The sequence below is a fragment of the Streptomyces sp. BB1-1-1 genome (assembly GCF_031597775.1).
In the GTDB taxonomy this organism is placed as follows: domain Bacteria; phylum Actinomycetota; class Actinomycetes; order Streptomycetales; family Streptomycetaceae; genus Streptomyces; species Streptomyces thinghirensis.
In genome coordinates this window covers 911,387-933,897 of the sequence record NZ_CP134203.1, presented here as the reverse complement: position 1 = coordinate 933,897, position 22,511 = coordinate 911,387, and the positions used below count along the sequence as shown (strand labels likewise).

Genomic DNA, 22,511 nt, shown 5'->3' with positions numbered 1-22,511 from the left:
CCGTACGGTCTTCGACGACGGCCGGTGGGGCCGGTGGGACAAACCCCGCGATTCTACGCCGGAGCGGTGGCCGCCCCGGCGCCGACGACGCGGGCGAGCCGCCCGTAGGAGTCCAGCAGCGCCTCGCGGTCGTACGTGCTCGTGGTCACCAGGACCTCCTGCGCGCCCGTGTCCGCGAGGAGCGACTCCAGCTCGTCGGCGACCTGTTCCTCGGTGCCCGCGATGTGGCCGGTGAGACCGGAGTCGTAGAGATCCCGTTCCTTGGCGGTCATCGTCCGGGCCTCGACCTCCTCGGCCGGGGGCAGGGGAGGGAAGGAGCCCCGGGTGCGGGCGTGGGTCATGGACCAGGCCTCCGGGACCAGGAGCCGCCGGGCCGCCTCGGGCGTGCCGGCCACGGCGACGGTGCCCGAGATCACGACGTAGGGCTCCCGGCTCCACTCCGAGGGACGGAACCGGGCGCGGTAGCGGTCGATGCCGCGGCGCATCCGGTCGCGGTCGCGCAGGTCCCCGATGACCATCGGCAGGCCCGCCCGGGCGGCGACGGCCGCGCCCTCGCCCATGGCCAGCACGAACGGCGGGACGGCCAGCCCCTCCGCCGGGCGGGCGTGCGCTCCGGTCGGGGAGGTGCCCCGGAACCAGCCCAGCAGCTCGGCCAGTTGGGCGTCGAAGTCCTCGGCGTCGTCCTTGTCCCGGCCCAGTGCCCTGCGTACGCCGTCGGTGAAGCCGACCGAGCGGCCGAGTCCCATGTCGATCCGGCCGGGGAAGAGCGACTCCAGTACGCCGAACTGCTCGGCGACGACCAGGGGCCGGTGGTTGGGCAGCATCACGCCGCCGGTGCCGACCCGGATGCGCCGGGTGGCACCGGCGACGGCGGCGGCCAGCACGGTCGGCGCCGAGCCGGCCACCCCGGGCACGCCGTGGTGCTCCGACACCCAGAACCGGTGGTAGCCGAGCCGCTCGGCCTCCCGCGCCAGCTCCACGGTGTCGTGCAGCGCCTGCGCGCCGGTGTGGCCCTCGCGGATGCGGGAGCGGTCGAGGACGGAGAAGCGGGTGTTCGCGATCACTGGGCTCACACCGTCTTCAACGCCCGGGCGGCGTCAGGATTCCCGGCACGGCGCTTAGGGTGGGCGGGTGACCGACAGCAGGAAGCCCCCGGTGGCCGTCTTCGACCTGGACAACACCCTCGCCGACACCGCGCACCGGCAGCGGTTCCTGGAGCGGCGGCCGCGCGACTGGGACGCCTTCTTCGCCGCCGCGCCGCACGATCCGCCGCTCGCGGAGGGCATCGCTCTGGTGCGGGAGAGCGCCGAGGAATGCACGATCGTCTACCTCACCGGGCGGCCGGAGCGCTGCCGGCGCGACACGCTCGACTGGCTGACCGCCCACGGCCTGCCCGACGGGCCCGTGCACATGCGCGGCAACGCCGATCGCCGGCCCGCCCGGCGCACCAAGCTGGAGATCCTGCGGCGGCTCGCCCGTACCCACGAGGTCCGGGTCCTCGTGGACGACGACGAGCTGGTGTGCGACGACGCCGAACGGGCCGGATTCACCGTCGTCCGGGCACGCTGGGCGGCCCGGTCGGCCGAGCTGCGCGAGGCGCAGGAGCGCGAGGGGCGTACCTGACCGCTCCCGGGGTCGTCAGTCCGACTCCTCCAGGCGGAAGCCGAGCTTGAGGCCGACCTGCCAGTGCGCGACCTCGCCTTCCTCGATCTGGCCGCGCACCTGGGTCACCTCGAACCAGTCCAGGTTGCGCAGGGTCTGCGAGGCGCGGGTGATGCCGTTGCGGACGGCCTGGTCGACGCCGTCGGGCGAGGTGCCGACGATCTCGGTGACCCGGTAGGTGTGGTTCGACATGCGGGTGCTCCCTTCCGCGGGGCAGCGGTGTGTCGTACGTCACTCCACCGTGCCCCAAGCCGCGGCGGAGCGCGAGGCGTCGGGGGCCCGGCAGGGTAACCGCCCGTCACCCCTTGACCTCCGCATTGGTCCATACCAAAATCCCAGACACCCGTTCGAGCCTCGGGCTCGCCCCCCACGTCGGGTCTCCCTTCGCGTGCGCAGGACCTCCCTGTCCGCTCCGCCCCCTGTCCGTCAGACAGAAGGACCCCTCGTGAGACGTCGCCTGCTCGCCCTTGTCTGTGTGTCCGCCTCCCTGCTCAGCGGCTGCGGCCTGATCTCGCAGGACGACGGGGGCGAGCGGCGCACCGTCACCGTGTGGCTGATGAAGGACAGCGCCTCGCAGGACTTCCTGCGGCGGTTCACCGAGGAGTTCGAGCGGGAGAATCCGGACCTCGACCTCGACATCCGGATCCAGAGTTGGACCGGGATCGGCGACAAGGTGCAGACCGCGCTCAAGGCCGACGGCACGGACGGTCCCGACGTCATCGAGGTCGGCAACACCCAGGTCCCGCAGTACGCGGAGGGCGGCCGGCTGCAGGACCTCACGCTGGAGTCGATGCGTGACTGGGGCATCCGCGACTGGCTGCCGGGCCTCGCCGAACCGGGCCAGTGGATGTCCCAGCAGTTCGGCATCCCCTGGTACGCCGCCAACCGCGTGGTCATCTACCGCAAGGACCTGTTCGAACAGGCCGGCGTCACCGAGCCGCCCCGCACCCGCGAGGAGTGGCTCACCGTCTCCGAAAAGCTCGACTCGGGCGGTGACCAGGGCATCTACCTGGCCGGACAGGACTGGTACACGCTCTCCGGCTTCATCTGGGACGAGGGCGGTGAGCTGGCCACGCAGGAGGGTGGCACCTGGGCGGGTGCCCTGGACTCGGAGGCCGCCCTGCGCGGCATGGACTTCTACCGCGAGCTCCAGGCCCTGGGCGACGGTCCGCTGGACGCCGATGAGGAGCACCCGCCGCAGGCCGGCGTGTTCGCGAAGGGGCAGGTGGCGCAGATCGTCGCGGTGCCGGGGCTCGCCCGGTCCATCGTGCGCGAGAACCCCGAACTCGAGGGCAAGCTGGGCTTCTTCCCCGTGCCCGGCAAGAAGGCCGGCAAGCCCGGCGCCGTCTTCACCGGCGGCTCCGACCTCGTCGTCCCGAAGAACACCGACGAACGGGAGGGTGCCCTCGCCGTGGTCGAGGCGCTCGTGGGCACCAAGTGGAACACCAACCTGGCCCGCACCATGAACTACGTCCCGAACAAGAAGTCGCTCGCCAAGGCCGTCGCGGGCGAGGAGGGGGTCGCCGCCATGGCGGCCGGCGCCGCGCAGGGCCGGGCGACTCCCGGTACGCCCCGGTGGGGCGCGGTCGAGGCGGACAACCCGATCAAGGAATACATGACGAAGGTGCTCACCGGGCAAGACGCGGAGTCGGAGGCCCGAAAGGCCTCCGACCGCATCACCGAACTGCTGGACCTCGACGCGCGCTGACGCGTCGCCGCGTCAGCGCACCTGACTCATCGCACGGTGCTCTCACCGCACGATGCTCTCAGCGCACGATGCTCATCGCGCCACGCTCAGCGACAGCGCGAAACGGTCCTCGCCGTCCGTCCACCAGTGGGCCAGTTCCAGCCCCGCCGCGGCCAGTTCGGTCCGTACCCCCTCCTGCCGGAACTTCGCGGACACCTCGGTCCGCAGCTCCTCCCCGTCCGCGAAGTCCACGGCCAGGTCGAGCGCCTGGACCTTGACCGTCTGCGCGGTGCGCGAGCGCAGCCGCATCTCGATCCACTCCCGTTCGGCGTTCCACAGCGCCACGTGCTCGAAGGCGGCGGGCGCGAAGTCGGCCTCCAGCTCCCGGTTGATCACGGACAGCACGTTCTTGTTGAACGCGGCCGTCACCCCGGCCGCGTCGTCGTACGCCCGGACCAGCACCCGCTCGTCCTTGACCAGGTCCGTGCCCAGCAGCAGGGCGTCGCCCGGGGAGAGCAGCGCGCGGACGGCGGCCAGGAACGCGGCGCGCTCGCCGGGCAGCAGATTGCCGAGCGTGCCGCCGAGGAACGCCACCAGCCGGGGGCCCGGCGTCTCGGGCAGCGTCAGCCCGCCGGTGAAGTCGGCGATCAGCGCGTGCACCTGGAGCTCCGGCCGCTCCGCGACGAGCGCCTGACCTGCCTGGGTGAGGGCGCTCTCACTGACGTCCACCGGCACATAGCCGCGCAGACCCGTCAGCGCGTCGAGCAGGAACCGCGTCTTCTCCGAGGAACCGGAACCCAGCTCCACCAGGGTGCGGGCACCGGTCGCCGCGGCGATCTCGCCGGCCCGGTCGACGAGGATCTCCCGCTCGGCCCGGGTCGGGTAGTACTCGGGCAGCGCGGTGATCTCCTCGAACAGCTCGCTGCCCCGAGCGTCGTAGAACCACTTGGGCGGCAGCCACTTGGGCGTGCTCGTCAGGCCCGCCAGGACGTCGGCGCGCAGGGCGGCGCCGGTGGCGTCCTCGGGCAGCGTGCGGGTGAGACGGAACGGGCTCACGTGCGGGGCTCCTTCGGGGAGACGAAAGCGTCTGCGAGGGCGTGGTCGCAGGGGTCCTTGAGGGCAGTGAGCCGCACGTCCGTGCGGCTCGCCGTGAGCAGGGTGCGGTCGGGGACCTCCTGCCAGCGCGGGTCGTCGTCGTACGGCTCCGAGGCGACCGCCGTGCCGCCGCCGGGACGGGTCAGGTACCACAGGGTGTCGCCCCAGGTGGTGGCCGTGATGGTGTCGCCGCCCGTGAGCAGCAGGTTGAGCCGGGAGGCGGGGGCGGCCGCCGCGACCTCCAGGACCGTCTCGCCGAGCGCCCGGCCCTCGTCGTCCCCGGCACGCAGCCGGGCCAGGACCAGCGCCCACACGAGCGCCGAGTCGTTGCGGGCCTCCAGCGACAGCAACTCCTCGGGCGGCAGCGTGCCGGCCACCCGCGCCAGCGAACCGGGCCAGCCCGCCACGGCACCGTTGTGGCTGAACAGCCAGGCTCCCGAGGCGAACGGCGCCGCCGCGGCCTCCGCGTCCGCCCCCGACAGCGTCGCGTCCCGCACGGCGGCGAGCAGCGCGCCGGTCCGCACCACCCGGGCCAGGTCGGCGAAGGACTGGTCGGCCCAGATCGGCCCGGCCCGGCGGTACCGGGCCGGCACCGGATCACCCTCGGCGTACCAGCCGACGCCGAACCCGTCGGCGTTGACCGTGCCGTAGCGCTGGTGCCGGGGCGCCCAGGACTGCCGGTACAGCCCGTGCGGCGGGGTCACGAGAAGCGACCCGAGCGGTTCATCGGGGCCCACGTAGGCGAGGTGACGGCACATCAGGAGACCTCCGCCGACCGGGCGGTCCGGAACCCGGAGAAGATCTGCCGCCGGATCGGATAGTCCCAGTTGCGGAACGTGCCCCGGCAGGCCACCGCGTCCACGGCGAACGAACCGCCGCGCAGCACCTTGTGGTCGGGCCCGAAGAACACCTCCGAGTACTCCTTGTACGGGAACGCCCGGAAACCCGGGTACGGGGCGAAGTCGCTCGACGTCCACTCCCAGACGTCGCCGATCAACTGCCGTATCCCGAGCGGCGACTCGCCTGCCGGGTAGCTGCCGGCGGGTGCCGGGCGCAGATGGCGCTGGCCGAGGTTGGCGTGTTCCGGGCCCGGGTCGGCCTCGCCCCACGGGTAGCGGGCCGAGCGGTCGCCGGCCGGGTCGTACCTGGCCGCCTTCTCCCACTCGGCCTCGGTCGGCAGCCGCCGCCCGGCCCAGCGGGCGTACGCGTCCGCCTCGTACCAGCACACGTGCACCACCGGCTCGTCGGACGGCACCACTTCGGTGACCCCGAAGCGGCGCCGCAGCCACTGCCCGCCGTCGCGGCGCCAGTACAACGGGGCGGTGACGGAATGCCGGCGGATGTGGTCCCAGCCCTCCGGAGCCCACCAGCGCGGGTCGTCGTAGCCGCCGTCGTCGATGAACGCCCGGTAGGCGCCGTTGGTCACCGGCGTGGTGTCGAGGAAGAACGGCGCCACCTCGCGCCGGTGCGCGGGGCGTTCGTTGTCCAGGGCCCACGGCTCGGTCGACGTGCCCATCACGAACGGGCCGCCGGGCACCAGGACCTCGGCCGGGCCGGTGAACAGCGGCACGGGGTCCGGGTCCGGGGCGGTGAGGGCCTGCGGGCCCTTGCGGAGCTGGTGCGTGATCAGCATGGTCTCGTCGTGCTGCTGCTCGTGCTGGGCGATCATCCCGAAGGCGAAGCCCGCCTCCGTCAGCCGCGTCCCGTGGAACGCGGTGCTCTCCAGCACGTCCAGCGCCCGGCCGCGCACGTCGGCCGCGTACCGGCGGGCCTCGGCGGGCGACAGCAGCGGCAGCTTGGGCCGCTCGGCGCGCGGGTGCTCGAAGGCGTCGTAGAGGCTGTCGATCTCGGGCCGTATCGCCTCCTGCCCGGCGACGGCCCGCAGCAGCCACTGCTCCTCCTGGTTGCCGATGTGCGCGAGGTCCCACACCAGCGGGGACATCAGCGGCGACACCTGGGCGGTCAGGTCGGGGCCCTCCACGCAGCTGGTCAGCAGTGTGGTGCGGTCCCGGGCCGTGACGAGTGTGGCCAGGGCCCGCTCGCGCAGGGTCTCGGCGTCGACGGCCGACTCGCCGGCGCTTGCGGTGTCGGTGTCGGTGGCGGTGTCCATGGCGGGGTCGGTCATGGGCGGGTCTCCCTCCCGTGCGGGCCACGGCTCGCGCCGTCCGGCATGTCCAGCAGGTCGTCGGCGGGGCAGCGGCCCCGCTGGACGTAGCGCTCCAGGTACCCGGCGACGGCGTCCGTCACCTCGGTCGTGGCACCGAGCCGGGGCAGGGCGGCGAGCGCCGCCGTGAAGCACGTGACGGCCGCCTCGCGCAGCTCCGGATCGGTGAGGGCGTCGCGGGCCGCGTCCTCGTACAGCGGGTTGTGCGGGGCGGGCAGCCCGAACGTGCGCTCGGCCAGGGGCTTCACGGCCCGGTAGGCGGTCTCGGTGGCCTCCGGATCGTCGAACAGCGCCGCCGTCACCGCGAGCGGCACCATCCAGCCGTCCTCTCCGGGCTGCGCGTCGATCATGCGCAGCTCCAGGTGGCCGCGCGGCCTGACCGGCGGGAACAGCGTGGTGAGGTGGTAGTCGAGATCCTCCCGGGTCGGCGGTCTCGGCGCCCCGGTCCTGGTCCACTGCCGGAAGGTCATGCCCTCGGGTACGTCCCAGGGTCCGCCGTCGCGGCGGACGCACATCACCGGCGCGTCCAGGACGTGTCGGGTCCAGGCGCCGCGCGGGTCGGCGTCCAGCTGGGGACCGCCCGCCCGGCCGGTGCCGATCTGCGCCCAGCGCAGCTGCCGGGTGGACCGCCAGCCGGTGGGCCGGCCACCGGCCAGCGGGGAGTTGGCGAACGCGGCCAGCAGGACCGCGCCCAGCTGATGGGCCAGCCACCAGCGGCGCACGTGACCGAGAGGGCCGGGCTCCTCGTGCCCGGCGTCCACGCACACCTGCACGGAGGCCGAGGTGCACATCATGTAGCGGCCGGCGGGACCGGAGCGGTCGAGGCAGGCCTCCATGGCGTCGTAGCGCGGCTGCCGCAGGAAGCGGCGGGGCGCGTGCCAGGGGTCGTGGCCGAGGCCGACGAGGGCGAGACCGTCCTCGCGCAGCACCGCGCGGACGGCGGCGAGGTCGGCGGAGACGGTACCGATGCACTCCATGAGGGAGGCGGCGGGGAGCGAGCTCAGCTCCAGCTGGCCGCCGGGTTCGACGGTCAGCGCCGATCTCAGGGGCACGGTGCGCAGTGCGGAGTAGACCGCTTCGAGCCGTTCGGGTGACACGGGGAGCCGCGGCGCGCGCAGCTCGTGGACGAGCCATTCCACTTCGACACCGAGACGCCTCGGTGGACCGGTCTTGAAGCAGATGCCGTGGACCAGCGCCTCGACCTCGGCTTCGGTGACGGTGGTGCGTGGCCGGGTGCAGCCACTTACCGCATCGGACATGTCGGGATCCTCCTGAGATTCCATCCATGCCGCCGACCCTCTTGCGGTGGGCCGGGTCGGCACACTCGTCCCACCCAAGACCCTCGTGTCGCTCCGCACAAGGGTGCATAACGGGACGTTTCAGCTCGGTAATCTCCGCGACCCATCCGTTTCCGGGGGCTTTCCCCGTCGTTCGCCGGTCGGGAAACTCCGTTGCACCGCACCACCAGCATCACCCACGATTCCTGCATGAGCACGACGGGGGAGGCCGCGCGGCGCGCGGTCACGGCGTCCACGGGGGTGGCGCCGTGAGCGCGCGCCTGCGGGGCATCGCACAGCAGACGGAACAGATCGTGACGGCGGGGTCCTACCGCGCGTCCGACGGGCGCGAGGTGCCGATCGCGGCGGCGGTCGGGACGGCACGCGACGGTACGCGGATGTACGGGCCGGGGCCGGTCGAGCCCGCCCCCTTCGCTCCGGTGCGGACGGCCTTCGAGGTCACCGGCGAGAGCAGCCTGGAGGCCGCACGCCGCCTCGGCGGCGAGGTCGCCGTCCTCAACTTCGCCTCCGCCCGCAATCCGGGCGGCGGCTACCTGAACGGCGCTCAGGCGCAGGAAGAGGCCCTGTGCCGGGCCTCCGCGCTGTACACCTGCCTGCTGCGGGCGCGCGAGTTCTACGATCACCACCGCGCCCACCGCGACCCGTTCTACACGGATCGCGTCATCCACTCGCCGGCCGTGCCCGTCTTCCGCGACGACCGCGGCCGCCTGCTGGACGAGCCGTACACCGCCGGCTTCCTCACGTCCGCCGCGCCGAACGCGGGCGTGGTGCTGCGCACGGCCCCGGAGCGGGCCGCCGAGCTGCCCGGCGCCCTGGCGGCACGCGCCGAGCGGGTGCTGGAGACGGCCGCGGCCCACGGCTATCGGCGGCTGGTGCTCGGCGCCTGGGGCTGCGGGGTCTTCCGCAACGACCCCGCCCAGGTCGCGGGCGCGTTCCGGGGGCTGCTCGGGCCCGGCGGACGGTTCGCGGCGGCCTTCGAGCGGGTGGCGTTCGGCATCCTGGACCGCACGCCGGGCGGCACGGTCCGGGAGGCGTTCGCGCGTGCCTTCCCGGAGGGGGCGGCCGCCCCCGGGGCGGGCGGCCCCGGTCAGCTCCAGCCGTAGCGCTCCCGCAGCCGCTGCCGTACGAGGTCGAAGCGCATCCGGTCCAGGGCACACGCCTCGCGGCGCATGCCGGCGTCGTGCAACCGCAGCACCCGGTCCACGTCGACCCAGGACGCGCGCCCGGAACGGTCCCAGGGACCGCTCCCGATCGGGACCCACTCCCGGTCCCCGTCGTGGCGTTTGCTGGACAACCGCACGGCCAGCAGCGTGCCGGCGGCCTCGCGGGCGACGACGAGCACGGGCCGGTCCTTGCCCCGGCCGTCGTTCTCCTCGTAGGGCACCCACGTCCAGACGATCTCGCCGGGGTCCGGGTCCCCGTCGTGCGCGGGGGAGTACTCGGTACGCACCCGGCCCACGTCCCGGGGATCGGCCTCGGTGGTGGCGGCGGGGCCGTAGCGGCCGGGGACGGTGTCGTCGGCGTCATCGCTGTCGTCGGTAAAGGCGCTCACGGCCGTACCGTACGGGACGCGCACGCGCGGCCCTCCACGTGCCGGCAGGCGTCAGGCAGGCGCCGACGCGGGGACGGCCACCAGGCGCCCGGCCCGCCGGACCGACCGGCGCCGCCCGCCACCGGATGGCAGGCTGATCACCGGGGTTCCGCGCCCGGGACCCCGGCCACCGAACCGAACGAGCACAGGAAGCCGACCTCATGACCGACCAGCTCACCGTGAGCGTCCTGGGCACCGGCATCATGGGTGCCGCGATGGCCCGCAACCTCGCCCGGGCCGGGCACACCGTCCGGGCCTGGAACCGCAGCCGGGACAAGGCCGAGCCCCTGGCCGCCGACGGCGCGCACGTCGCGGGCAGTCCCGAGGAGGCGGTGCGGGGCGCCGACGTCGTCCTCACCATGCTGTACGACGGCCCGGCAGCCCTCGACGTCATGCGACAGGCCGCGCCCGGGCTGCGTCCCGGCACGGCGTGGGTCCAGTCGACCACCGCCGGCGTCGACGCGGTCGCCGACCTGGCGGCGTTCGCCCGGGAACACGGCCTCGTCTTCTTCGACGCGCCCGTCCTCGGCACCCGCCAACCCGCCGAGGCCGGACAACTGCTGGTGCTCGCCGCAGGGCCGGCCGACGCTCGGGACGTGGTGGCACCCGTCCTGGACGCCGTCGGCTCCCGCACGGTGTGGACCGGCGAGGACGGCGCCGCCGGCAGTGCCACCCGGCTGAAACTGGTGGCCAACAGCTGGGTTCTCGCCGCCACCAACGCGGCGGGCGAGGTCCTGGCGCTCGCCAAGGCACTGGGCGTGGACCCGGACGGCTTCTTCGACGCCATCGCCGGCGGCCCGCTCGACATGGGCTACCTGCGCGCCAAGACCGGAATGATCCGTGACGGCGCGCTGACGCCGCCCCAGTTCGCGGTCACCACCGCCGCGAAGGACGCCCGGCTGATCGTCCAGGCCGGCGAGGCGAACGGCGTCCGCCTGGACGTGGCCGCCGCCGGCGCGGAACGCCTGGCGCGCGCCGCCGCGCAGGGGCACGGCGACGAGGACATGGCGGCGGCGTACTTCGCCAGTTTCGAGGAGAAGCCGTCCGACTGAGCGCACCCGGGGTACCGGGTGTACGAGCAACCTGAACGCCGACACCGCCGACACGGTCTCGGCTCACACCAAGAACAGAGGAGTCCGCATGTCCAAGCCGCCGCTGCCGTCCGAGGCCGTCGAGCTGCTGCGCCGTCCCAACCCGTGCGTCATGGCCACCCTCCGCTCGGACGGTGCTCCCGTCTCCACGCCCACCTGGTACCTGTGGGAGGACGACGGCCGGGTCCTGATCAACCTCGACGAGGGCCGGGTACGCCTGGGGCACCTGCGCCGCGATCCGCGCGTGACCCTCACCGTCCTCGCGGGCGACGACTGGTACACCCACGTCACCCTGATCGGCCGTGTCGACGAGACCCGCGACGACGAGGACCTCACCGGCATCGACCGCCTCTCCCGGCACTACACGGGCAACCCGTACCCGGACCGGGTCCGTCCCCGGGTCAGTGCCTGGATCGAGGTGGAGCGCTGGCACGGCTGGGGGGCGATGAAGGACAGCGACCAGGCGTCCCCCTGAAGGAACGACCAGAAACCACTGGTGGGTTTCGTCGGGTGTCGACACCTCGCCGCGCCTTGTCTAGGATCTTCGGCGCGGCATCGCGTGTCGGTCACCGTCCGGGTGAGGCATGGAGGCGCCGCGGAGATGCCCGTGGAGGCATTGACCCGTGTCAGTCGAGTTCAACCACACCATCGTTCTCTCCCAGGACCGGGAGAAGTCCGCTCACTTCCTCGCCGGAATCCTGGGGCTGGAGGTCGGCGAGCCGGCCGGAATCTTCCTGCCCGTGACGACCGCGAACGGCGTCACCCTCGATTTCGCCACCGTCGACACCGACTTCACCGTGCAGCACTACGCGTTCCTCGTCTCCGAGGGCGAGTTCGACGCGGTCCTCGCCCGGCTCGTGGAGGGCGGGGTGCCCATCCAGGCCGACCCGCAAGGCCGGCACCCGCGCCGGATCAACCGTAACGACGGCGGGCGGGGCGTGTACTTCATCGACCCTTCCGGGCACGCGGTGGAAGCCTTCACCCGCCCTTACGGCAGCGACCCGTCCTCGCCGTTGAACGGCGTCACGGAGGACGTCCCCGGGGCGCGCTGACCGGCGTCCGCGCATCCGTCGGCTTTCTCGTCGCCCGGCCTGTTGTCAGACCCCCTCCGCATACTGGTGGCCTCACAGGGAGTCGGACGCGATCAGGGGGCGGTCATGCGGAGGGTGTACAGCGGTGAACTGGCGGTCGTTCACGGGCGGTTCCACGTGGACAGCCGCCGGGACCCGCACGGTCCCGGACCGTCGGAGGCCTGCGCCGGACAGATCAACGGTCTGTGCGGTGCGGCCGTCCCCGGCTGTCTCCTCCTGGGCACCGGCCTGCGTACCGGCAGGGTCGGGCTGACCGTCGAGGTGCACGGGGCCGCCCCGCCGCTCGACGACGGCTGGGAGGACGTGGTGGAGGCGTCCTTCCGGCCCGTCTCCTTCTCGACGGCCGTTCTGCCCTGCGGCCGCGGGGCGTTGTGCGAGGTGGACCTGCCGCCCGCCGACCACCGGGTGCGCTACTGCGGGCGCGGAATGGACCGGAGCGAGGAGACCGAGTTCACCGCGGGCGAGGTCGCCGGACCGGTCGGCCACTATCTGCTGCAGTTCTGGCCCGCTCCGCCCGCCGCGGACCGGGTGGTCCGGCAGACCTCACGCAGCGCCGAGGGCCGGCACCGGTACGCGCGCAGCCTGCCGCCGCCCCCTTCCGGGGAAGGGACCGCACGGGAGTGCGCGGAGACCCTGTCCTGGGGCGGTCGGCTGCCCAGCCGGCGAGTACGGGAGGTCGGCGGCGACGCACGCGGGCTCGTCCCACTGGACCGGGACCTGCTCGACGCCGTCGACGCGGCGTGTCCGGCGACGCAGCGGAGCCTCGCCCGGTGGGCAGCCCACCGGGCCTTCACCGCGGCGGGGCTGGACGACGTCGACTGGATCACGCCCGCGCTGGTGGCGCTGGACCGGGGGGAGCCCCTGCCCGCCCCGTTCGACGACCCCCGGCGGGCCTGGGAACGCTTCTTCACCGACGACCGCACAACCCCCGGCGCGTCGCATGCGTCCGACGGATGCCGTGGCAACCCGCTGCGACAGGCCATGGCCATGCCCGCGCTGCGTGCCGCGGCCCAACCGGACCCGCTGCGCGCCGCGCTCGGCGCCCTCTTCGCCGCCGCGGTCACCCACGGCACCGACTACCCGGCCCTGTTCGCCGAGGCCCGCCGGGAGTTCCCCGCCCTCGGCCGGGGCGTGCCGCCGCGGTGACAAGCGACAGGATGCGACAGGACATGCGCGGGAGTCGGGGCCTCCGTCGGTACCGCGACGACTGGCAGGGCTTCACCGGTCACGGTCACCGGTAGCCCCCACCAGGGCCTGACCGGACACGTGATCCTGCCGCGGCAGCAGCAGCGGGGTCGCGAGGAGCAGTACGCCCGCGAGCGCGACGGCCGCACGCGTTCCGGTCAGGCTCGCCAACAGGCCCCACACCGCGGTCAGTCCCGCGGTCGCCAGCTTCCCGCTGACCGTCCAGGCGGACAGCGTACGAGCGACCCGGCCCGTCGGGGTCAGCTCCAGCCGACGGGTGGCGTACACCGGGTTGAACACGCCGATGGACGTGATCAGCCCGAACTCGACGACCATCACCAGGACCAGCCCCGAGGTGCCGGGGCCGACGAAGGCCAGCCCGACCGGCCAGCACACGCGCAGCACCCCGCTGGTGACCAGCACCCGGTGCTCCCCGAAGCGCGCCACGAGTGTCCGGGCCAGCCGGGAGCCGACCAGTCCGCCGGCGCAGGGCACCGCGAAGGCGAGACCGTACTGCCAGGGCGCGAAGCCCAGATCGCCCAGCATGAGGACGGCGAGCAGGGGTGCGGTCGCCATGATCAGGCCGTTGACCAGGACCGTGTTGAGGAACAGCGGACGCAGACCCGGCGAGGCGAGGACGTACCGCCAGCCGTCCAGCAGGTCACCGGCCCGCAGCCGGGGCACGTCGGCGGGCCGCGGGCGTGGCTCCTCGCGGCCGATCGCCCGGATCCCCACCGCCGACAGCAGATAGCCGGCCGCGTCGACCGCCACCGTCACCACCGGCCCGAAGAGCCCGACCGCGGCCCCGCCGACCGGGGGCCCGAGCATCGTCGCGGTCCAGGTCGTCGCCTCGAACCGGCCGTTCGCGGTCAGCAGGTCCCGCGGCGGCACCAGAGCCTTGAGACAGGAACCGGCGGCGGCCCTGAACGTGATGTCGGCCGCGGCGACGACGACCGACACGACCAGCAACTGGGCGAAGCCGAGCCGGCCGAACGCGAACGCGAGCGGCACACTCAGCAGCACCACGCACCGGACCAGGTCCATCGCGACCATGACCGGCCGCTTGCGCCGGAACTCCACCCACGGCCCCAGCGGCACCGCCACCAGCGCTCCCACCGCGAGTCCGGCCGCCGCGAGCGCCGCCACCTGCGCCGTTCCGGCGTCCAGCACGACGACCGCGATCAGCGGAAAGGCGTCGAACGCGAGCCGCGTGCCGAACGTGCTGACGGAGTACGCGGCCCACAGCCACCCGAACCGCCGCCCCAGCGACCCGCTGCCCACGACACCCGACTCCGTCACGCCCGACATCAAAGCGAGTGGCGGCCGCGCGGATCAAACAACCACTCGGAGACCACGCACAACGGGCCGTTGTACGCCGGTCGACGCCGCCTGGACCCGCCGCCTGGACCCGCCGCCCGGCCCCGCGGCCCGGGGCCTACCGCGCCAGCAGCTTCCGCAAGGCCCCGGCGACCTCGCCGGGCGCCTCCTCCGCCATGAAGTGGCCGCAGTCGACGGTGTCGTGCCGCAGATCCGGGGCCCACGCCCGCCACAACGCGGCGGCGTCGTAGCCGAGGGCGGCGCCCCAGTCCTGCTGGAGGACGGTCACGGGCATCCGCAGCCGGTTGCCGCTGTCGCGGTCGGCCCGGTCATGGGCGACGTCGATACCGGCCGAGGCCCGGTAGTCGGCCACGATGGACGGCACCGCCTCGCGGGACGCCTTCAGATAGGCCGCGCGTACGCCGACGGGCAGGGCGTCCGGGTCCCGCGTCCAGATGTCGAGGAAGTGACCGAAGAACGCGTCCGGCGCCGCACCGATCAACTGCTCCGGCAGCCCCGGCGGCTGCGCCATCAGGTACAGGTGGAAGCCCACCGCGGCGGTGGTGCCGCGCAGCACGTCCCACATGTCGAGGGTCGGCAGCACGTCCAGCGCGGCCAGGTGCGTCACCGCGTCCGGATGGTCGAGCCCCGCCCGCACCGCGACGAGGGCGCCCCGGTCGTGCCCGGCCAGCGCGAACCGCTCGTGCCCGAGCGCCCGGGCGAGGGCGACGACGTCGGCGGCCATCGCCCGCTTGGCGTAGGCGGTGCCGTCCGGGTTGGCCGGCTTGTCGCTGTCGCCGTAACCGCGCAGGTCGGGGCAGATGACGGTGTGGTCGGCCGCGAGGTCGGCGGCGACGTGCCGCCACATCAGATGGGTCTGCGGGAAGCCGTGCAGCAGCACGACCGGGCTGCCGGAGCCGCCGACGGCCACGTGCAGGGCGACGCCGTCGGCGACCGGCACGCGGTCGTGGGTGAAGCCCGGGATGGTCGGTTCCATGGCTGGTCTGTACCTTTCAGGTCACATCGGATCTGTTCGCGTCTCGCTGATGACGTCCTCGAGCCTGCCGGGCCTCGATCAGCAACCGATCAGCACGCGTACCGTGGTGATCGCACGAGCGGTGGCGGATCGGAGCGGACGGAACATGGAAGCGGTCACGTTCGGTGTGCTCGGACCGGTCACGGCCGAGCGCGCGGGCGCCGCGCTCGCCCTCAAGGGCCCCCGGCACCGCGCCGTGCTGGCCCGCCTCCTCCTGGCCCGGCGGCGGGTCGTTCCGCTCGCCCGCCTGGTCGATGACCTGTGGGACGAACCACCGCCGCGAGCCGTGGGCGCGGTGCGCACCTTCGTCGGGGACCTGCGCCGCGCCCTGGAACCCGACCGCCCGCCACGGGCCCCGGCCCGGCTGCTGGTCACCGAGGGGCCCGGCTACGCCCTGCGCGCGGCGCCGGAGGCCGTGGACGCGTGGCGCTTCGAGGCGGCCGTCGCCCAGGCCGACCGGCTGCCGGCCGCACAGGCGCCGGACCGGCTGCGGGCGGCGCTGGGGGAGTGGCGGGGGCCCGCCTACGCCGAGGTCAGCGGGGCGGAGTGGGCCCGCGGCGAGCGCTCCCGGCTCACCGAACTGCGGCTGCGTGCGGTCGAACGGCACGCGGAACTGCTCGTGGAGCTGGGCCGCGCCGCCGAGGCGGTCCCCGACCTGGACGCACACCTGACCGAGCACCCCTGGCGCGAGGAGGCCTGGCGCCTGCTCGCCCTGGCCCTGTACCGGACCGGACGCCAGGCGGACGCTCTCGCCGTGCTGCACCGCGCCCGCGCCCTGCTCGCCGGACAGCTGGGCGTCGACCCCGGGCCCCGGCTGCGCCGCCTGGAGGCCGGCATCCTCGCCCAGGACCCCGGCCTGGACCCGCCCAGCGAGCCGGCGGAAGCGGCGGCCCGGCTGTGGGCCCGCGCCACCGAGGCGTACGACCGCACGGTCGCCGCCGGTGCCCACGCCCGCCTGGAGTCGACCGTCGGCCTGCTGCGCTCCCTCGCGGTCACCGGCGGCGGCGGTCTGGAGGCCGCCCGGGAGCACCGTACGGCGGCCGTCGCGGCGGCGGAGGAGACGGGCGACGCGGAACTGACGGCCCGGGTGATCGGCGCCTACGACGTGCCCGCCAACTGGACCCGCAGCGACGACCCCGAACGGGCCCGGCGGATCGTCGAGGCGGCCGAGCGCACCCTCGCCGCCCTGCCGGACGACACCACCGCCGAAGCGGACCGCTGCCGCCTGCTGGCCACCGTCGCCATGGAGTCCCGGGGCGTCCGGTCACCGCGCGGACCGCGGGCGGCGGACGCGGCCGAGCGGATCGCCCGCCGCCTGGACGACCCCGCGCTGCTCGCCTTCGCCCTCAACGGCGTCTTCATGCAGTCCTGCACCACCGCCGGACTGGCCCCGCGCCGCGACGCGACCGGCGCCCAACTCGTCGCCCTCGCCGCCCGGCACGGCCTGGTCAACTACGCGGTCCTCGGCCGTCTGATCCGGCTCCAGGCACGCTCGGCACTCGCCGACTTCACCGCCGCCGACGAGCACGCCACCGCCGTGGACCGCCTGGCCGAACGGCACGAACGGCCGCTCGTGGCCGTCTTCACCGAGTGGTACCGCGCTCTGCGCCGGGCCGCCACCGGCAGCCCGTACGACAGCGCCGAGGCCGCCTACCGGTCCGCCGCCGCACGGCTCGACGGCGCGGGAATGCCGGGCCTGGAACGCGGACTGCTGCCCCTCGCCCTGCTGGGCCTGCGCCTGGCCCGCGGGCGCCCGGCGGAGGTGGACCCGCGCGCGGACTGGGGACCGTACCGCCCCTGGGCCGAACCGTTCGCCCTCCTCGCCGACGGCCGTGACGCCGAGGCCCGGACGGCACTGCGGGCGCTCCCGGAGCCGCCGCCCGACCTCCTGTACGAGGCCCTGTGCTGCGCCGAGGCCGCACTCGCCCTCGAACTCGGCGACCGCCCGGCCCTGGAGCGGACGTACGGACGACTGCTGCCCGCGTCCGGCGAACTGGCGGGCGCGGGCAGCGGGCTGCTCACCTTCGGACCGGTCGACGACTGGCTCACCGCGATCCGCCGGGCACTCGGCCCCGCCGCGGCGGACCCGGCGGCGGGGTGCCGGCCGGGCGGGTTGTCCCGGTCCGCGCCGGGTACCCGGCGGGCATGAAGTGGCGACAGGTGCAGGACGGTCCGTCCGCGGTGTACGTGGTGGTGCTCGACCCCGGCGAGGACGCGGTCGCCGAACTCACCGCCTTCGCCCGTGACCGCTCCCTCGGCGCCTCCCAGGTGACCGCCGTGGGCGCCTTCTCGGAGGCGGTCGTCGGCTGGTTCGACCGGCAGGCCAAGGACTACCGGCCCATCCCCGTGGAGGAGCAGTGCGAGGTGCTGTCGCTGATCGGTGACGTCGCCGTCGCCGACGACGGGCCGACCCCGCACCTGCACGCCGTAGTGGGCCTGTCCGACGGCTCCACCCGCGGCGGCCACCTGCTGTCCGGGCGGGTCTGGCCGACGCTGGAGGTCGTCGTCCGGGACAGCCCCGCCGAACTGGCCAAGACCCACCGACCCGACATCGGCCTGGCCCTGATCGACCTCGGCTGAGCCGGCCGCCGGAGAACGGTTTACCGGCCCGGGTGCGGGCTACGCGGCCCGCACGGAACCGAGTACCCACACCCCGGGAGGCGTGACCATGACACGGCGCATCCGAGACGTGATGTCACCCGCCGCGGTGGCCGTCGAGCCCATGACCACGGTGGCGCGGGCGGCGCGGCTGATGCGCGAGGAGGACGTCGGCGACGTCCTCGTGACCTACGACAGCGACCTGTTCGGCCTGCTCACCGACCGCGACATCGTGCTCCGGAGCGTCGCCGACGGCCGCGACCCCGACGACACCACGGTCGGCTCGGTGTGCACACCCCCGCCCGTCGTGACCCTCGAACCCGACGACACCACCGACCGCGCGGCCGAGCTGATGCGACGTCACGCGGTCCGGCGGCTCCCCGTCGTCGAACACGGCGGCGTCCCGGTCGGCGTGGTCACCCTCGGCGACCTCGCGGCCGCCGACGACCCGCGCTCCGCCCTGGCGGACATCAGCAGGGCCGCGCCCGACCACTGAGGCGCCCCGAGCACCGACGTTCCCGACTCCTGTACGGAGGGAAGGCATGAGTGACCGACGCCGCCCCGACGGGGCCACGGAACCCGCCTCTCGCGCGCGGTCCGGCGCGATCGGCCGTCGCTTCCCGCGCACCGGCACCGAACCGGTGACCGCACAGAGCCCGCTGCGGCTGCGACTGCTGCTGTCGGCCGTCTTCCTGCCGCTGTTCGTGGCCGGGGCCGCGTTCTTCGGCGTATGGGCCGCGGACACCGGTCCCGGCGACAGCCCCGGACGCGGCAGCCTGGTGGCCCTCGCCGCCGTGTGCGCGGCGTTCGTCCTGCTGGCGGCGGCGGACCTGATGGTCGTGGCCGGCAGGCTGCGGCGGGAACGGGGCGCCCCCGCCCCGCACTGACCCCAGGACTCCATCAGGGGACGGAGGAAACGACATGGCTCCCCTGGCACGAACCCCGACCCCCGCGGCGGGCCCCGGGCAGGACCGCCGGGCCCCTGCCCGCACCGCACGGCTGCGCAGCCGGATCCCCGAACCCGACGAGGAACCGGACCTGCTCGGCCAGTACCTGACCCAGATCGGCGCCACCCCGCTGCTGACCGCCGAGGACGAGGTGAGCCTGGCCCGGCGCATCGAGGCCGGTGTCCGGGCCATGGAGGACCTGGAGTCGGCCGACACCGGCGAGCCCGCACCGACCCCCGGACGCCGTCGCGCACTGGAGGAGACCGTCCACGACGGCCAGGCCGCCAAGGACCACATGGTGCGGGCCAACCTGCGGCTCGTGGTGTCGATGGCCAAGCGCCACGCCCACCGCGGGCTGCCCCTCCTGGACGTCATCCAGGAGGGCAACCTCGGCCTGATCCGGGCCGTCGAGAAGTTCGACCACACCAAGGGCTTCAAGTTCTCCACGTACGCCACCTGGTGGATCCGCCAGGCCATCGAGCGGGGCCTGGCGACCCACGCGCGCACGGTACGGCTGCCGGTGCACGTCGTGGAGCAGCTGCAGAAGCTGGCCAAGGTCGAGCGCAAGCTCCGGGGAAGCCTCGACCGCGAGCCGACCGCCGAGGAGGTGGCCGCCGAGAGCGGCATCGACGGCGACAAGGTCGTCTGGCTGCGCCGCGTCGGACGGGACGCCGTCAGCCTGGACACCCCGGTCGACGAGACCGGCGAGACCGTCGTCGGCGACCTCATCCCCGACACCGAGGTGCTCCAGGCACCCGAGGTCGCCGAGTTCCAGGCGCTCGCGGAGGAACTGCGGGAAGCCGTCGGCACCCTCGCGCCCCGCGAGGCCCTGATCCTCAGCCTGCGCTACGGGCTGCACGACGGCCGCCCCCGCACCCTGCACCAGGTGGCACAGCACGTGGGCCTGACCCGCGAGCGCGTCCGCCAGCTGGAGAAGGCGTCCCTCGACCACCTCCGCGCCCCGGAGACCCGGGACCGCCTGCTGGACTGGGCGAGCTGACCGACAACGCTCGTGATCAATAGATCTAGACGCGCAGCCGGGCCCCCTGCCGCAGCAGCTCGTGCTGGACCATCCGGTAGGGCAGGCCGCGCGGTCCGCGCCCGTGCCGGACGGTCAGCGCCGCGCACACCCCGGCCGCCTGCCCGGTCGCCATGGCGATGGGCATGACCCGGTACGAGGAGTGCGCCACGTGCGTCCCGGAGATGCAGCGCCCGGCCACCAGCAGCCGCTCGGTGTCCCGGGGCACCAGGCAGCGCAGCGGGATGTCGTAGAAGCTGCCCTGCGGAACCCGCTTGAGGATGGTGCCGGAGCCGCGCGGGTTGTGGATGTCGACCGGGTAGGCGCCGTGCGCGACCACGTCCGGGAAGGTGCGCGCGGCCAGGATGTCGTGGCCGGTCAGCTGGTAGTCGCCGAGCACCCGCCGGGTCTCCCGTACGCCGATGTGCGTGCCGCTCTGCACCACGTACGCCTCCTCGAAACCGGGCACGCGGGTGCGCAGGAAGCGGTCGATCTGGGAGAGCTGGCGCCGGGCCGTGTACTCGGCACGGGTCAGGTCCCACACGCTGGTGCCGAGCACGCGGTTGACCCGGGTGCTGTTGACCGCGACCTCGCGCGGGTGCGGGGTGGCGAAGAAGAGGATGTCCTCGCGCGGCAGCCGCAGCTCGCCGTTGGCCCTGGCCTCCTCGATCAGGTCCCACAGGCCGTGCACGCCCCGCCACTGGTCGGGGTGCTCGCGCACGTAGTCGGCGAAGTCCGGCCGTGCGAAGTCCGCGACGCGGAACATCAGCGTCATGGGCTGCACCAGCCCGTCCTCGGGCCGGCCGATCTCGTACGGTGCCCCGCAGGCGGTCGCCACGTCACCGTCGCCGGTGCCGTCCACGACCACCCCGGCGTCGATCACCACGGGCCCCGACTTCGTCTCGAACACCACCCGCCAGCCGGAGCCGTCGTCGAGGGGCAGCGCGCCGGAGGCGAAGGCGTGGAACAGCATCCGGACCCCCGACTCGTCCATCATCTCGAGCAGGGAGAGCTTGAACAGCTCCGGGTCGAAGGGGACCGTGTACCCGGTCTTCGGCGAGGGCGGCAGACAGCCGCCGCGTCCCATGAGCCGGTCGAGCAGCTGCCACAGCACACCCGCGACCACCGGCTCGCCCTCGCCGTGGTCGGTGGGCAGCAGCCGTGAGGTGTCCCCGGACTCGGTGAACGCGGCCTGCTTGTGCTCGTTGTGGAACGACATCAGCGGCATCACCAGCGCCACGGTCGCGTTGCCGCCGAGGAACCCGTACCGCTCCACCAGCACGACATCGGCCCCGGTGTCGGCCGCGCCGACCGCGGCGGCGAAGCCGGCGGGACCGCCGCCCACCACCAGGACGTCGCACCGGCCCCCGTGCCGGGCGGGCCGCGGGGGCAGGGTGACCGTGCGGGGCTCGCGGGGCTCTTCCAGGATCGGCATCGCTCTCCTCGGGGGTCAGGCGTGCAACGGTCGCGGCTCGTCGGCGTACGGCTCGGGGCCCGCCGTCCCCGCGCGCCGTCCGTCGCCGATCGCGTCGATCTCGTCCAGCAGCGAGCCGCAGCGCACGCAGGTCTCCCCGGCCGCCGCGGACAGCTCCCGGATCCGGGACCGGAAGTCCTCCCGGCGCTGCGGATACTCGTCCCAGAGCCGGTCCACCTCCGCCAGCAGCAGCCCGGCCTGCTCCCGCGCCACGCCCACCAGCGCCGGTGCGCCCAGTCGGCGCGCGAAGTCGAAGACCTTGCCGGAGTAGGGCAGCGGCAGCACCGGCACCCCGGTGAGCGCCGCGAAGATCACGAAGTGCAGCCGCATGCCGACGGCCACGTCCAGATGGCGCATGAAGCCGAGGACCTGTCCCGGGCTGTAGTCGCCGTGCAGGATCCGGCCCTTGTCCGGCGCGGTCATGTGGGACAGCACGGCGTGCGCGTGCCGTACGTCGTGCCGCTCCATCGGCAGGAACACCACGTGTGCGTCCAGCCGCCGCACGAGGAAGTCCGCGACGTCGGCGAGCAGCGCGTGGTAGTCGCCCTCGTCGAGCTTCTCCGCGGCCCGCCCCGGTTCGCGCACCGACATCCCCACCAGCCGGGCACCGGAGGGGATGCCCTCGTCCCGCATCATGGCCTCGGTGAACGGTTCGGGCCCCAGCAGCAGGGCCGGGTCGGCGGTGACCGCGACCTCGCGTTCCAGGCCGACCTCCTCCAGCACCAGCCGGGACTCCTCGTCCCGCACCACGACGTCGTCCATGTCGGCCAGCACGGTGCGCACCGCGTCCCGGTCCTCGGCGTCCGTCAGCGGCCCGGCCCCGACGGCGTACGCGAAGGTCGGCACGTTCCGGGTCTGGGCGGCGCGCACCAGCCGCAGGTAGCGGCGTGCCTCACCGTCGTAGAGGATGCCGCCGCCGCCGAGGACCAGCAGGTCCAGGCCGGGCAGCACGTCCAGGACGTGGTTGCGGCTGACCCCCTCCCAGGGGACCACCTCGTCGGCGTCGGGGTGGTGGGTGCGGGTGTGCTCCGCGTTCCGGCTCAGGACGACCAGGTGCGCGTCGGGTCGCTGCGCGCGCAGACAGCTCAGGACGCAGGTCAGGATCGCCTCGTCGCCGATGTTGAAGCCGCCGTAGGAGCCGAGCACGCCGATGCGCGGGCCCGGCCGGGCGGGGTGCGGATGCGAGGGGGCAGTGGTCATCCGGGGGCTCCCGTCACGTCGGAGTCGGCCGGCCCGCCGGCCTCGGTGCGCAGGCCG

23 protein-coding genes are annotated in these 22,511 nt (G+C 74.2%); 12 read left to right on the top strand and 11 right to left on the bottom strand.

The window, feature by feature from the left end; genetic code table 11:
• Positions 1-53: 53 nt before the first annotated feature.
• Positions 54-1,073 carry an LLM class flavin-dependent oxidoreductase gene (locus RI578_RS04275; protein ID WP_310869797.1) on the bottom strand — a complete coding sequence of 340 codons (1,020 nt, stop codon included), beginning with the start codon at positions 1,071-1,073 and terminating at the stop codon, positions 54-56.
• A gap of 58 nt (positions 1,074-1,131) precedes the next feature.
• On the opposite strand from RI578_RS04275, the gene RI578_RS04270 reads away from it, so the two are divergent.
• The gene (locus RI578_RS04270) at positions 1,132-1,623 is read left to right on the top strand and encodes a hypothetical protein (protein WP_310869796.1); all 492 of its coding nucleotides are present in this window, start codon (positions 1,132-1,134) and stop codon (positions 1,621-1,623) included.
• Positions 1,624-1,638: 15 nt separating this feature from the next.
• On the opposite strand, the gene RI578_RS04265 is transcribed toward RI578_RS04270, so the two are convergent.
• Positions 1,639-1,854, bottom strand: a complete 216-nt coding sequence (locus tag RI578_RS04265; protein ID WP_121745613.1) for a dodecin — start codon at positions 1,852-1,854, stop codon at positions 1,639-1,641.
• A 253-nt stretch (positions 1,855-2,107) separates the two neighbouring features.
• Between RI578_RS04265 and RI578_RS04260 the strand changes: the two genes are divergently transcribed.
• Complete coding sequence (locus RI578_RS04260; RefSeq protein WP_310869795.1) at positions 2,108-3,370, top strand: extracellular solute-binding protein; 1,263 nt, start codon at positions 2,108-2,110, stop codon at positions 3,368-3,370.
• Between the two features lie 72 nt (positions 3,371-3,442).
• Here RI578_RS04260 and egtD read toward each other — a convergent pair whose 3' ends face one another.
• From egtD to egtA, 4 genes are read right to left on the bottom strand one after another with little or no spacing between them, the layout of a single operon-like run.
• Positions 3,443-4,405 carry an L-histidine N(alpha)-methyltransferase gene (gene egtD, locus RI578_RS04255; protein WP_310869794.1) on the bottom strand — a complete coding sequence of 321 codons (963 nt, stop codon included), beginning with the start codon at positions 4,403-4,405 and terminating at the stop codon, positions 3,443-3,445.
• Positions 4,402-5,202 carry an ergothioneine biosynthesis protein EgtC gene (gene egtC, locus RI578_RS04250; RefSeq protein ID WP_310869793.1) on the bottom strand — a complete coding sequence of 267 codons (801 nt, stop codon included), beginning with the start codon at positions 5,200-5,202 and terminating at the stop codon, positions 4,402-4,404. Before egtC ends, egtD begins: the two co-directional genes overlap by 4 nt.
• Entirely contained in the window at positions 5,202-6,569 is a 1,368-nt protein-coding gene (egtB, locus tag RI578_RS04245) for an ergothioneine biosynthesis protein EgtB (RefSeq protein WP_310869792.1), read from the bottom strand. Before egtB ends, egtC begins: the two co-directional genes overlap by 1 nt.
• A complete protein-coding gene (gene egtA / locus RI578_RS04240; protein ID WP_310869791.1) occupies positions 6,566-7,867 on the bottom strand; it encodes an ergothioneine biosynthesis glutamate--cysteine ligase EgtA in 1,302 nt (433 codons plus the stop codon). The genes egtB and egtA overlap by 4 nt, the downstream gene beginning before the upstream one ends.
• 287 nt (positions 7,868-8,154) lie before the next feature.
• On the opposite strand from egtA, the gene RI578_RS04235 reads away from it, so the two are divergent.
• Positions 8,155-9,009, top strand: coding sequence for a TIGR02452 family protein (locus tag RI578_RS04235; RefSeq protein WP_310869790.1), 855 nt, complete (start codon positions 8,155-8,157; stop codon positions 9,007-9,009).
• On the opposite strand, the gene RI578_RS04230 is transcribed toward RI578_RS04235, so the two are convergent.
• Positions 8,994-9,458 carry a type II toxin-antitoxin system PemK/MazF family toxin gene (locus tag RI578_RS04230; RefSeq protein ID WP_310869789.1) on the bottom strand — a complete coding sequence of 155 codons (465 nt, stop codon included), beginning with the start codon at positions 9,456-9,458 and terminating at the stop codon, positions 8,994-8,996. The two genes, RI578_RS04235 and RI578_RS04230, sit on opposite strands and share 16 nt — an antisense overlap.
• Before the next feature lie 200 nt (positions 9,459-9,658).
• Between RI578_RS04230 and RI578_RS04225 the strand changes: the two genes are divergently transcribed.
• The 4 genes from RI578_RS04225 to RI578_RS04210 all read left to right on the top strand — a co-directional run bounded on the left by RI578_RS04225 (position 9,659) and on the right by RI578_RS04210 (position 12,825).
• A complete protein-coding gene (locus RI578_RS04225) occupies positions 9,659-10,549 on the top strand; it encodes an NAD(P)-dependent oxidoreductase (RefSeq protein ID WP_310869788.1) in 891 nt (296 codons plus the stop codon).
• An 88-nt stretch (positions 10,550-10,637) separates the two neighbouring features.
• The gene (locus RI578_RS04220; protein WP_310869787.1) at positions 10,638-11,063 is read left to right on the top strand and encodes a PPOX class F420-dependent oxidoreductase; all 426 of its coding nucleotides are present in this window, start codon (positions 10,638-10,640) and stop codon (positions 11,061-11,063) included.
• A 148-nt stretch (positions 11,064-11,211) separates the two neighbouring features.
• Entirely contained in the window at positions 11,212-11,640 is a 429-nt protein-coding gene (locus RI578_RS04215; RefSeq protein ID WP_310869786.1) for a VOC family protein, read from the top strand.
• A 105-nt stretch (positions 11,641-11,745) separates the two neighbouring features.
• Positions 11,746-12,825 carry a hypothetical protein gene (locus tag RI578_RS04210; protein WP_310869785.1) on the top strand — a complete coding sequence of 360 codons (1,080 nt, stop codon included), beginning with the start codon at positions 11,746-11,748 and terminating at the stop codon, positions 12,823-12,825.
• Positions 12,826-12,897: 72 nt separating this feature from the next.
• On the opposite strand, the gene RI578_RS04205 is transcribed toward RI578_RS04210, so the two are convergent.
• Positions 12,898-14,172 (bottom strand): MFS transporter, encoded by a 1,275-nt coding sequence (locus RI578_RS04205; RefSeq protein ID WP_310869784.1) that lies wholly within the window; start codon positions 14,170-14,172, stop codon positions 12,898-12,900.
• 127 nt (positions 14,173-14,299) lie between these two features.
• A complete protein-coding gene (locus tag RI578_RS04200) occupies positions 14,300-15,178 on the bottom strand; it encodes an alpha/beta hydrolase (RefSeq protein ID WP_310869783.1) in 879 nt (292 codons plus the stop codon).
• Between the two features lie 145 nt (positions 15,179-15,323).
• Between RI578_RS04200 and RI578_RS04195 the strand changes: the two genes are divergently transcribed.
• From RI578_RS04195 to RI578_RS04175, 5 genes are all read left to right on the top strand, one after another.
• Complete coding sequence (locus RI578_RS04195; RefSeq protein WP_310869782.1) at positions 15,324-17,366, top strand: BTAD domain-containing putative transcriptional regulator; 2,043 nt, start codon at positions 15,324-15,326, stop codon at positions 17,364-17,366.
• Positions 17,363-17,797, top strand: coding sequence for a DNA-binding protein (locus RI578_RS04190; RefSeq protein WP_310869781.1), 435 nt, complete (start codon positions 17,363-17,365; stop codon positions 17,795-17,797). Before RI578_RS04195 ends, RI578_RS04190 begins: the two co-directional genes overlap by 4 nt.
• Before the next feature lie 88 nt (positions 17,798-17,885).
• Positions 17,886-18,311: a CBS domain-containing protein gene (locus RI578_RS04185; protein WP_121745599.1), complete on the top strand. Its 426-nt coding sequence runs from the start codon at positions 17,886-17,888 to the stop codon at positions 18,309-18,311.
• Positions 18,312-18,357: 46 nt separating this feature from the next.
• Positions 18,358-18,702: a DUF6343 family protein gene (locus RI578_RS04180; protein WP_310869780.1), complete on the top strand. Its 345-nt coding sequence runs from the start codon at positions 18,358-18,360 to the stop codon at positions 18,700-18,702.
• Positions 18,703-18,736: 34 nt separating this feature from the next.
• Positions 18,737-19,762, top strand: a complete 1,026-nt coding sequence (locus RI578_RS04175; protein ID WP_310869779.1) for a sigma-70 family RNA polymerase sigma factor — start codon at positions 18,737-18,739, stop codon at positions 19,760-19,762.
• Between the two features lie 25 nt (positions 19,763-19,787).
• On the opposite strand, the gene RI578_RS04170 is transcribed toward RI578_RS04175, so the two are convergent.
• The gene (locus RI578_RS04170) at positions 19,788-21,215 is read right to left on the bottom strand and encodes an FAD-dependent oxidoreductase (protein ID WP_310869778.1); all 1,428 of its coding nucleotides are present in this window, start codon (positions 21,213-21,215) and stop codon (positions 19,788-19,790) included.
• A gap of 15 nt (positions 21,216-21,230) precedes the next feature.
• The gene (locus RI578_RS04165; protein WP_310869777.1) at positions 21,231-22,454 is read right to left on the bottom strand and encodes a polysaccharide pyruvyl transferase family protein; all 1,224 of its coding nucleotides are present in this window, start codon (positions 22,452-22,454) and stop codon (positions 21,231-21,233) included.
• Positions 22,455-22,511: the final 57 nt, after the last annotated feature.

Excerpts from the sequence above, each read along its gene's own strand:
- RI578_RS04190 (WP_310869781.1), top strand. The coding sequence starts at position 17,363 with ATGAAGTGGCGACAGGTGCAGGACGGTCCGTCCGCGGTGTACGTGGTG.
- RI578_RS04165 (WP_310869777.1), bottom strand. The coding sequence starts at position 22,454 with ATGACCACTGCCCCCTCGCATCCGCACCCCGCCCGGCCGGGCCCGCGC.
- RI578_RS04170 (WP_310869778.1), bottom strand. The coding sequence starts at position 21,215 with ATGCCGATCCTGGAAGAGCCCCGCGAGCCCCGCACGGTCACCCTGCCC.
- RI578_RS04175 (WP_310869779.1), top strand. The coding sequence starts at position 18,737 with ATGGCTCCCCTGGCACGAACCCCGACCCCCGCGGCGGGCCCCGGGCAG.
- RI578_RS04205 (WP_310869784.1), bottom strand. The coding sequence starts at position 14,172 with ATGTCGGGCGTGACGGAGTCGGGTGTCGTGGGCAGCGGGTCGCTGGGG.
- RI578_RS04195 (WP_310869782.1), top strand. The coding sequence starts at position 15,324 with ATGGAAGCGGTCACGTTCGGTGTGCTCGGACCGGTCACGGCCGAGCGC.
- RI578_RS04225 (WP_310869788.1), top strand. The coding sequence starts at position 9,659 with ATGACCGACCAGCTCACCGTGAGCGTCCTGGGCACCGGCATCATGGGT.
- egtA (WP_310869791.1), bottom strand. The coding sequence starts at position 7,867 with ATGTCCGATGCGGTAAGTGGCTGCACCCGGCCACGCACCACCGTCACC.
- RI578_RS04180 (WP_310869780.1), top strand. The coding sequence starts at position 18,358 with ATGAGTGACCGACGCCGCCCCGACGGGGCCACGGAACCCGCCTCTCGC.
- RI578_RS04220 (WP_310869787.1), top strand. The coding sequence starts at position 10,638 with ATGTCCAAGCCGCCGCTGCCGTCCGAGGCCGTCGAGCTGCTGCGCCGT.
- RI578_RS04200 (WP_310869783.1), bottom strand. The coding sequence starts at position 15,178 with ATGGAACCGACCATCCCGGGCTTCACCCACGACCGCGTGCCGGTCGCC.
- RI578_RS04185 (WP_121745599.1), top strand. The coding sequence starts at position 17,886 with ATGACACGGCGCATCCGAGACGTGATGTCACCCGCCGCGGTGGCCGTC.
- RI578_RS04210 (WP_310869785.1), top strand. The coding sequence starts at position 11,746 with ATGCGGAGGGTGTACAGCGGTGAACTGGCGGTCGTTCACGGGCGGTTC.
- RI578_RS04265 (WP_121745613.1), bottom strand. The coding sequence starts at position 1,854 with ATGTCGAACCACACCTACCGGGTCACCGAGATCGTCGGCACCTCGCCC.
- egtB (WP_310869792.1), bottom strand. The coding sequence starts at position 6,569 with ATGACCGACCCCGCCATGGACACCGCCACCGACACCGACACCGCAAGC.
- egtC (WP_310869793.1), bottom strand. The coding sequence starts at position 5,202 with ATGTGCCGTCACCTCGCCTACGTGGGCCCCGATGAACCGCTCGGGTCG.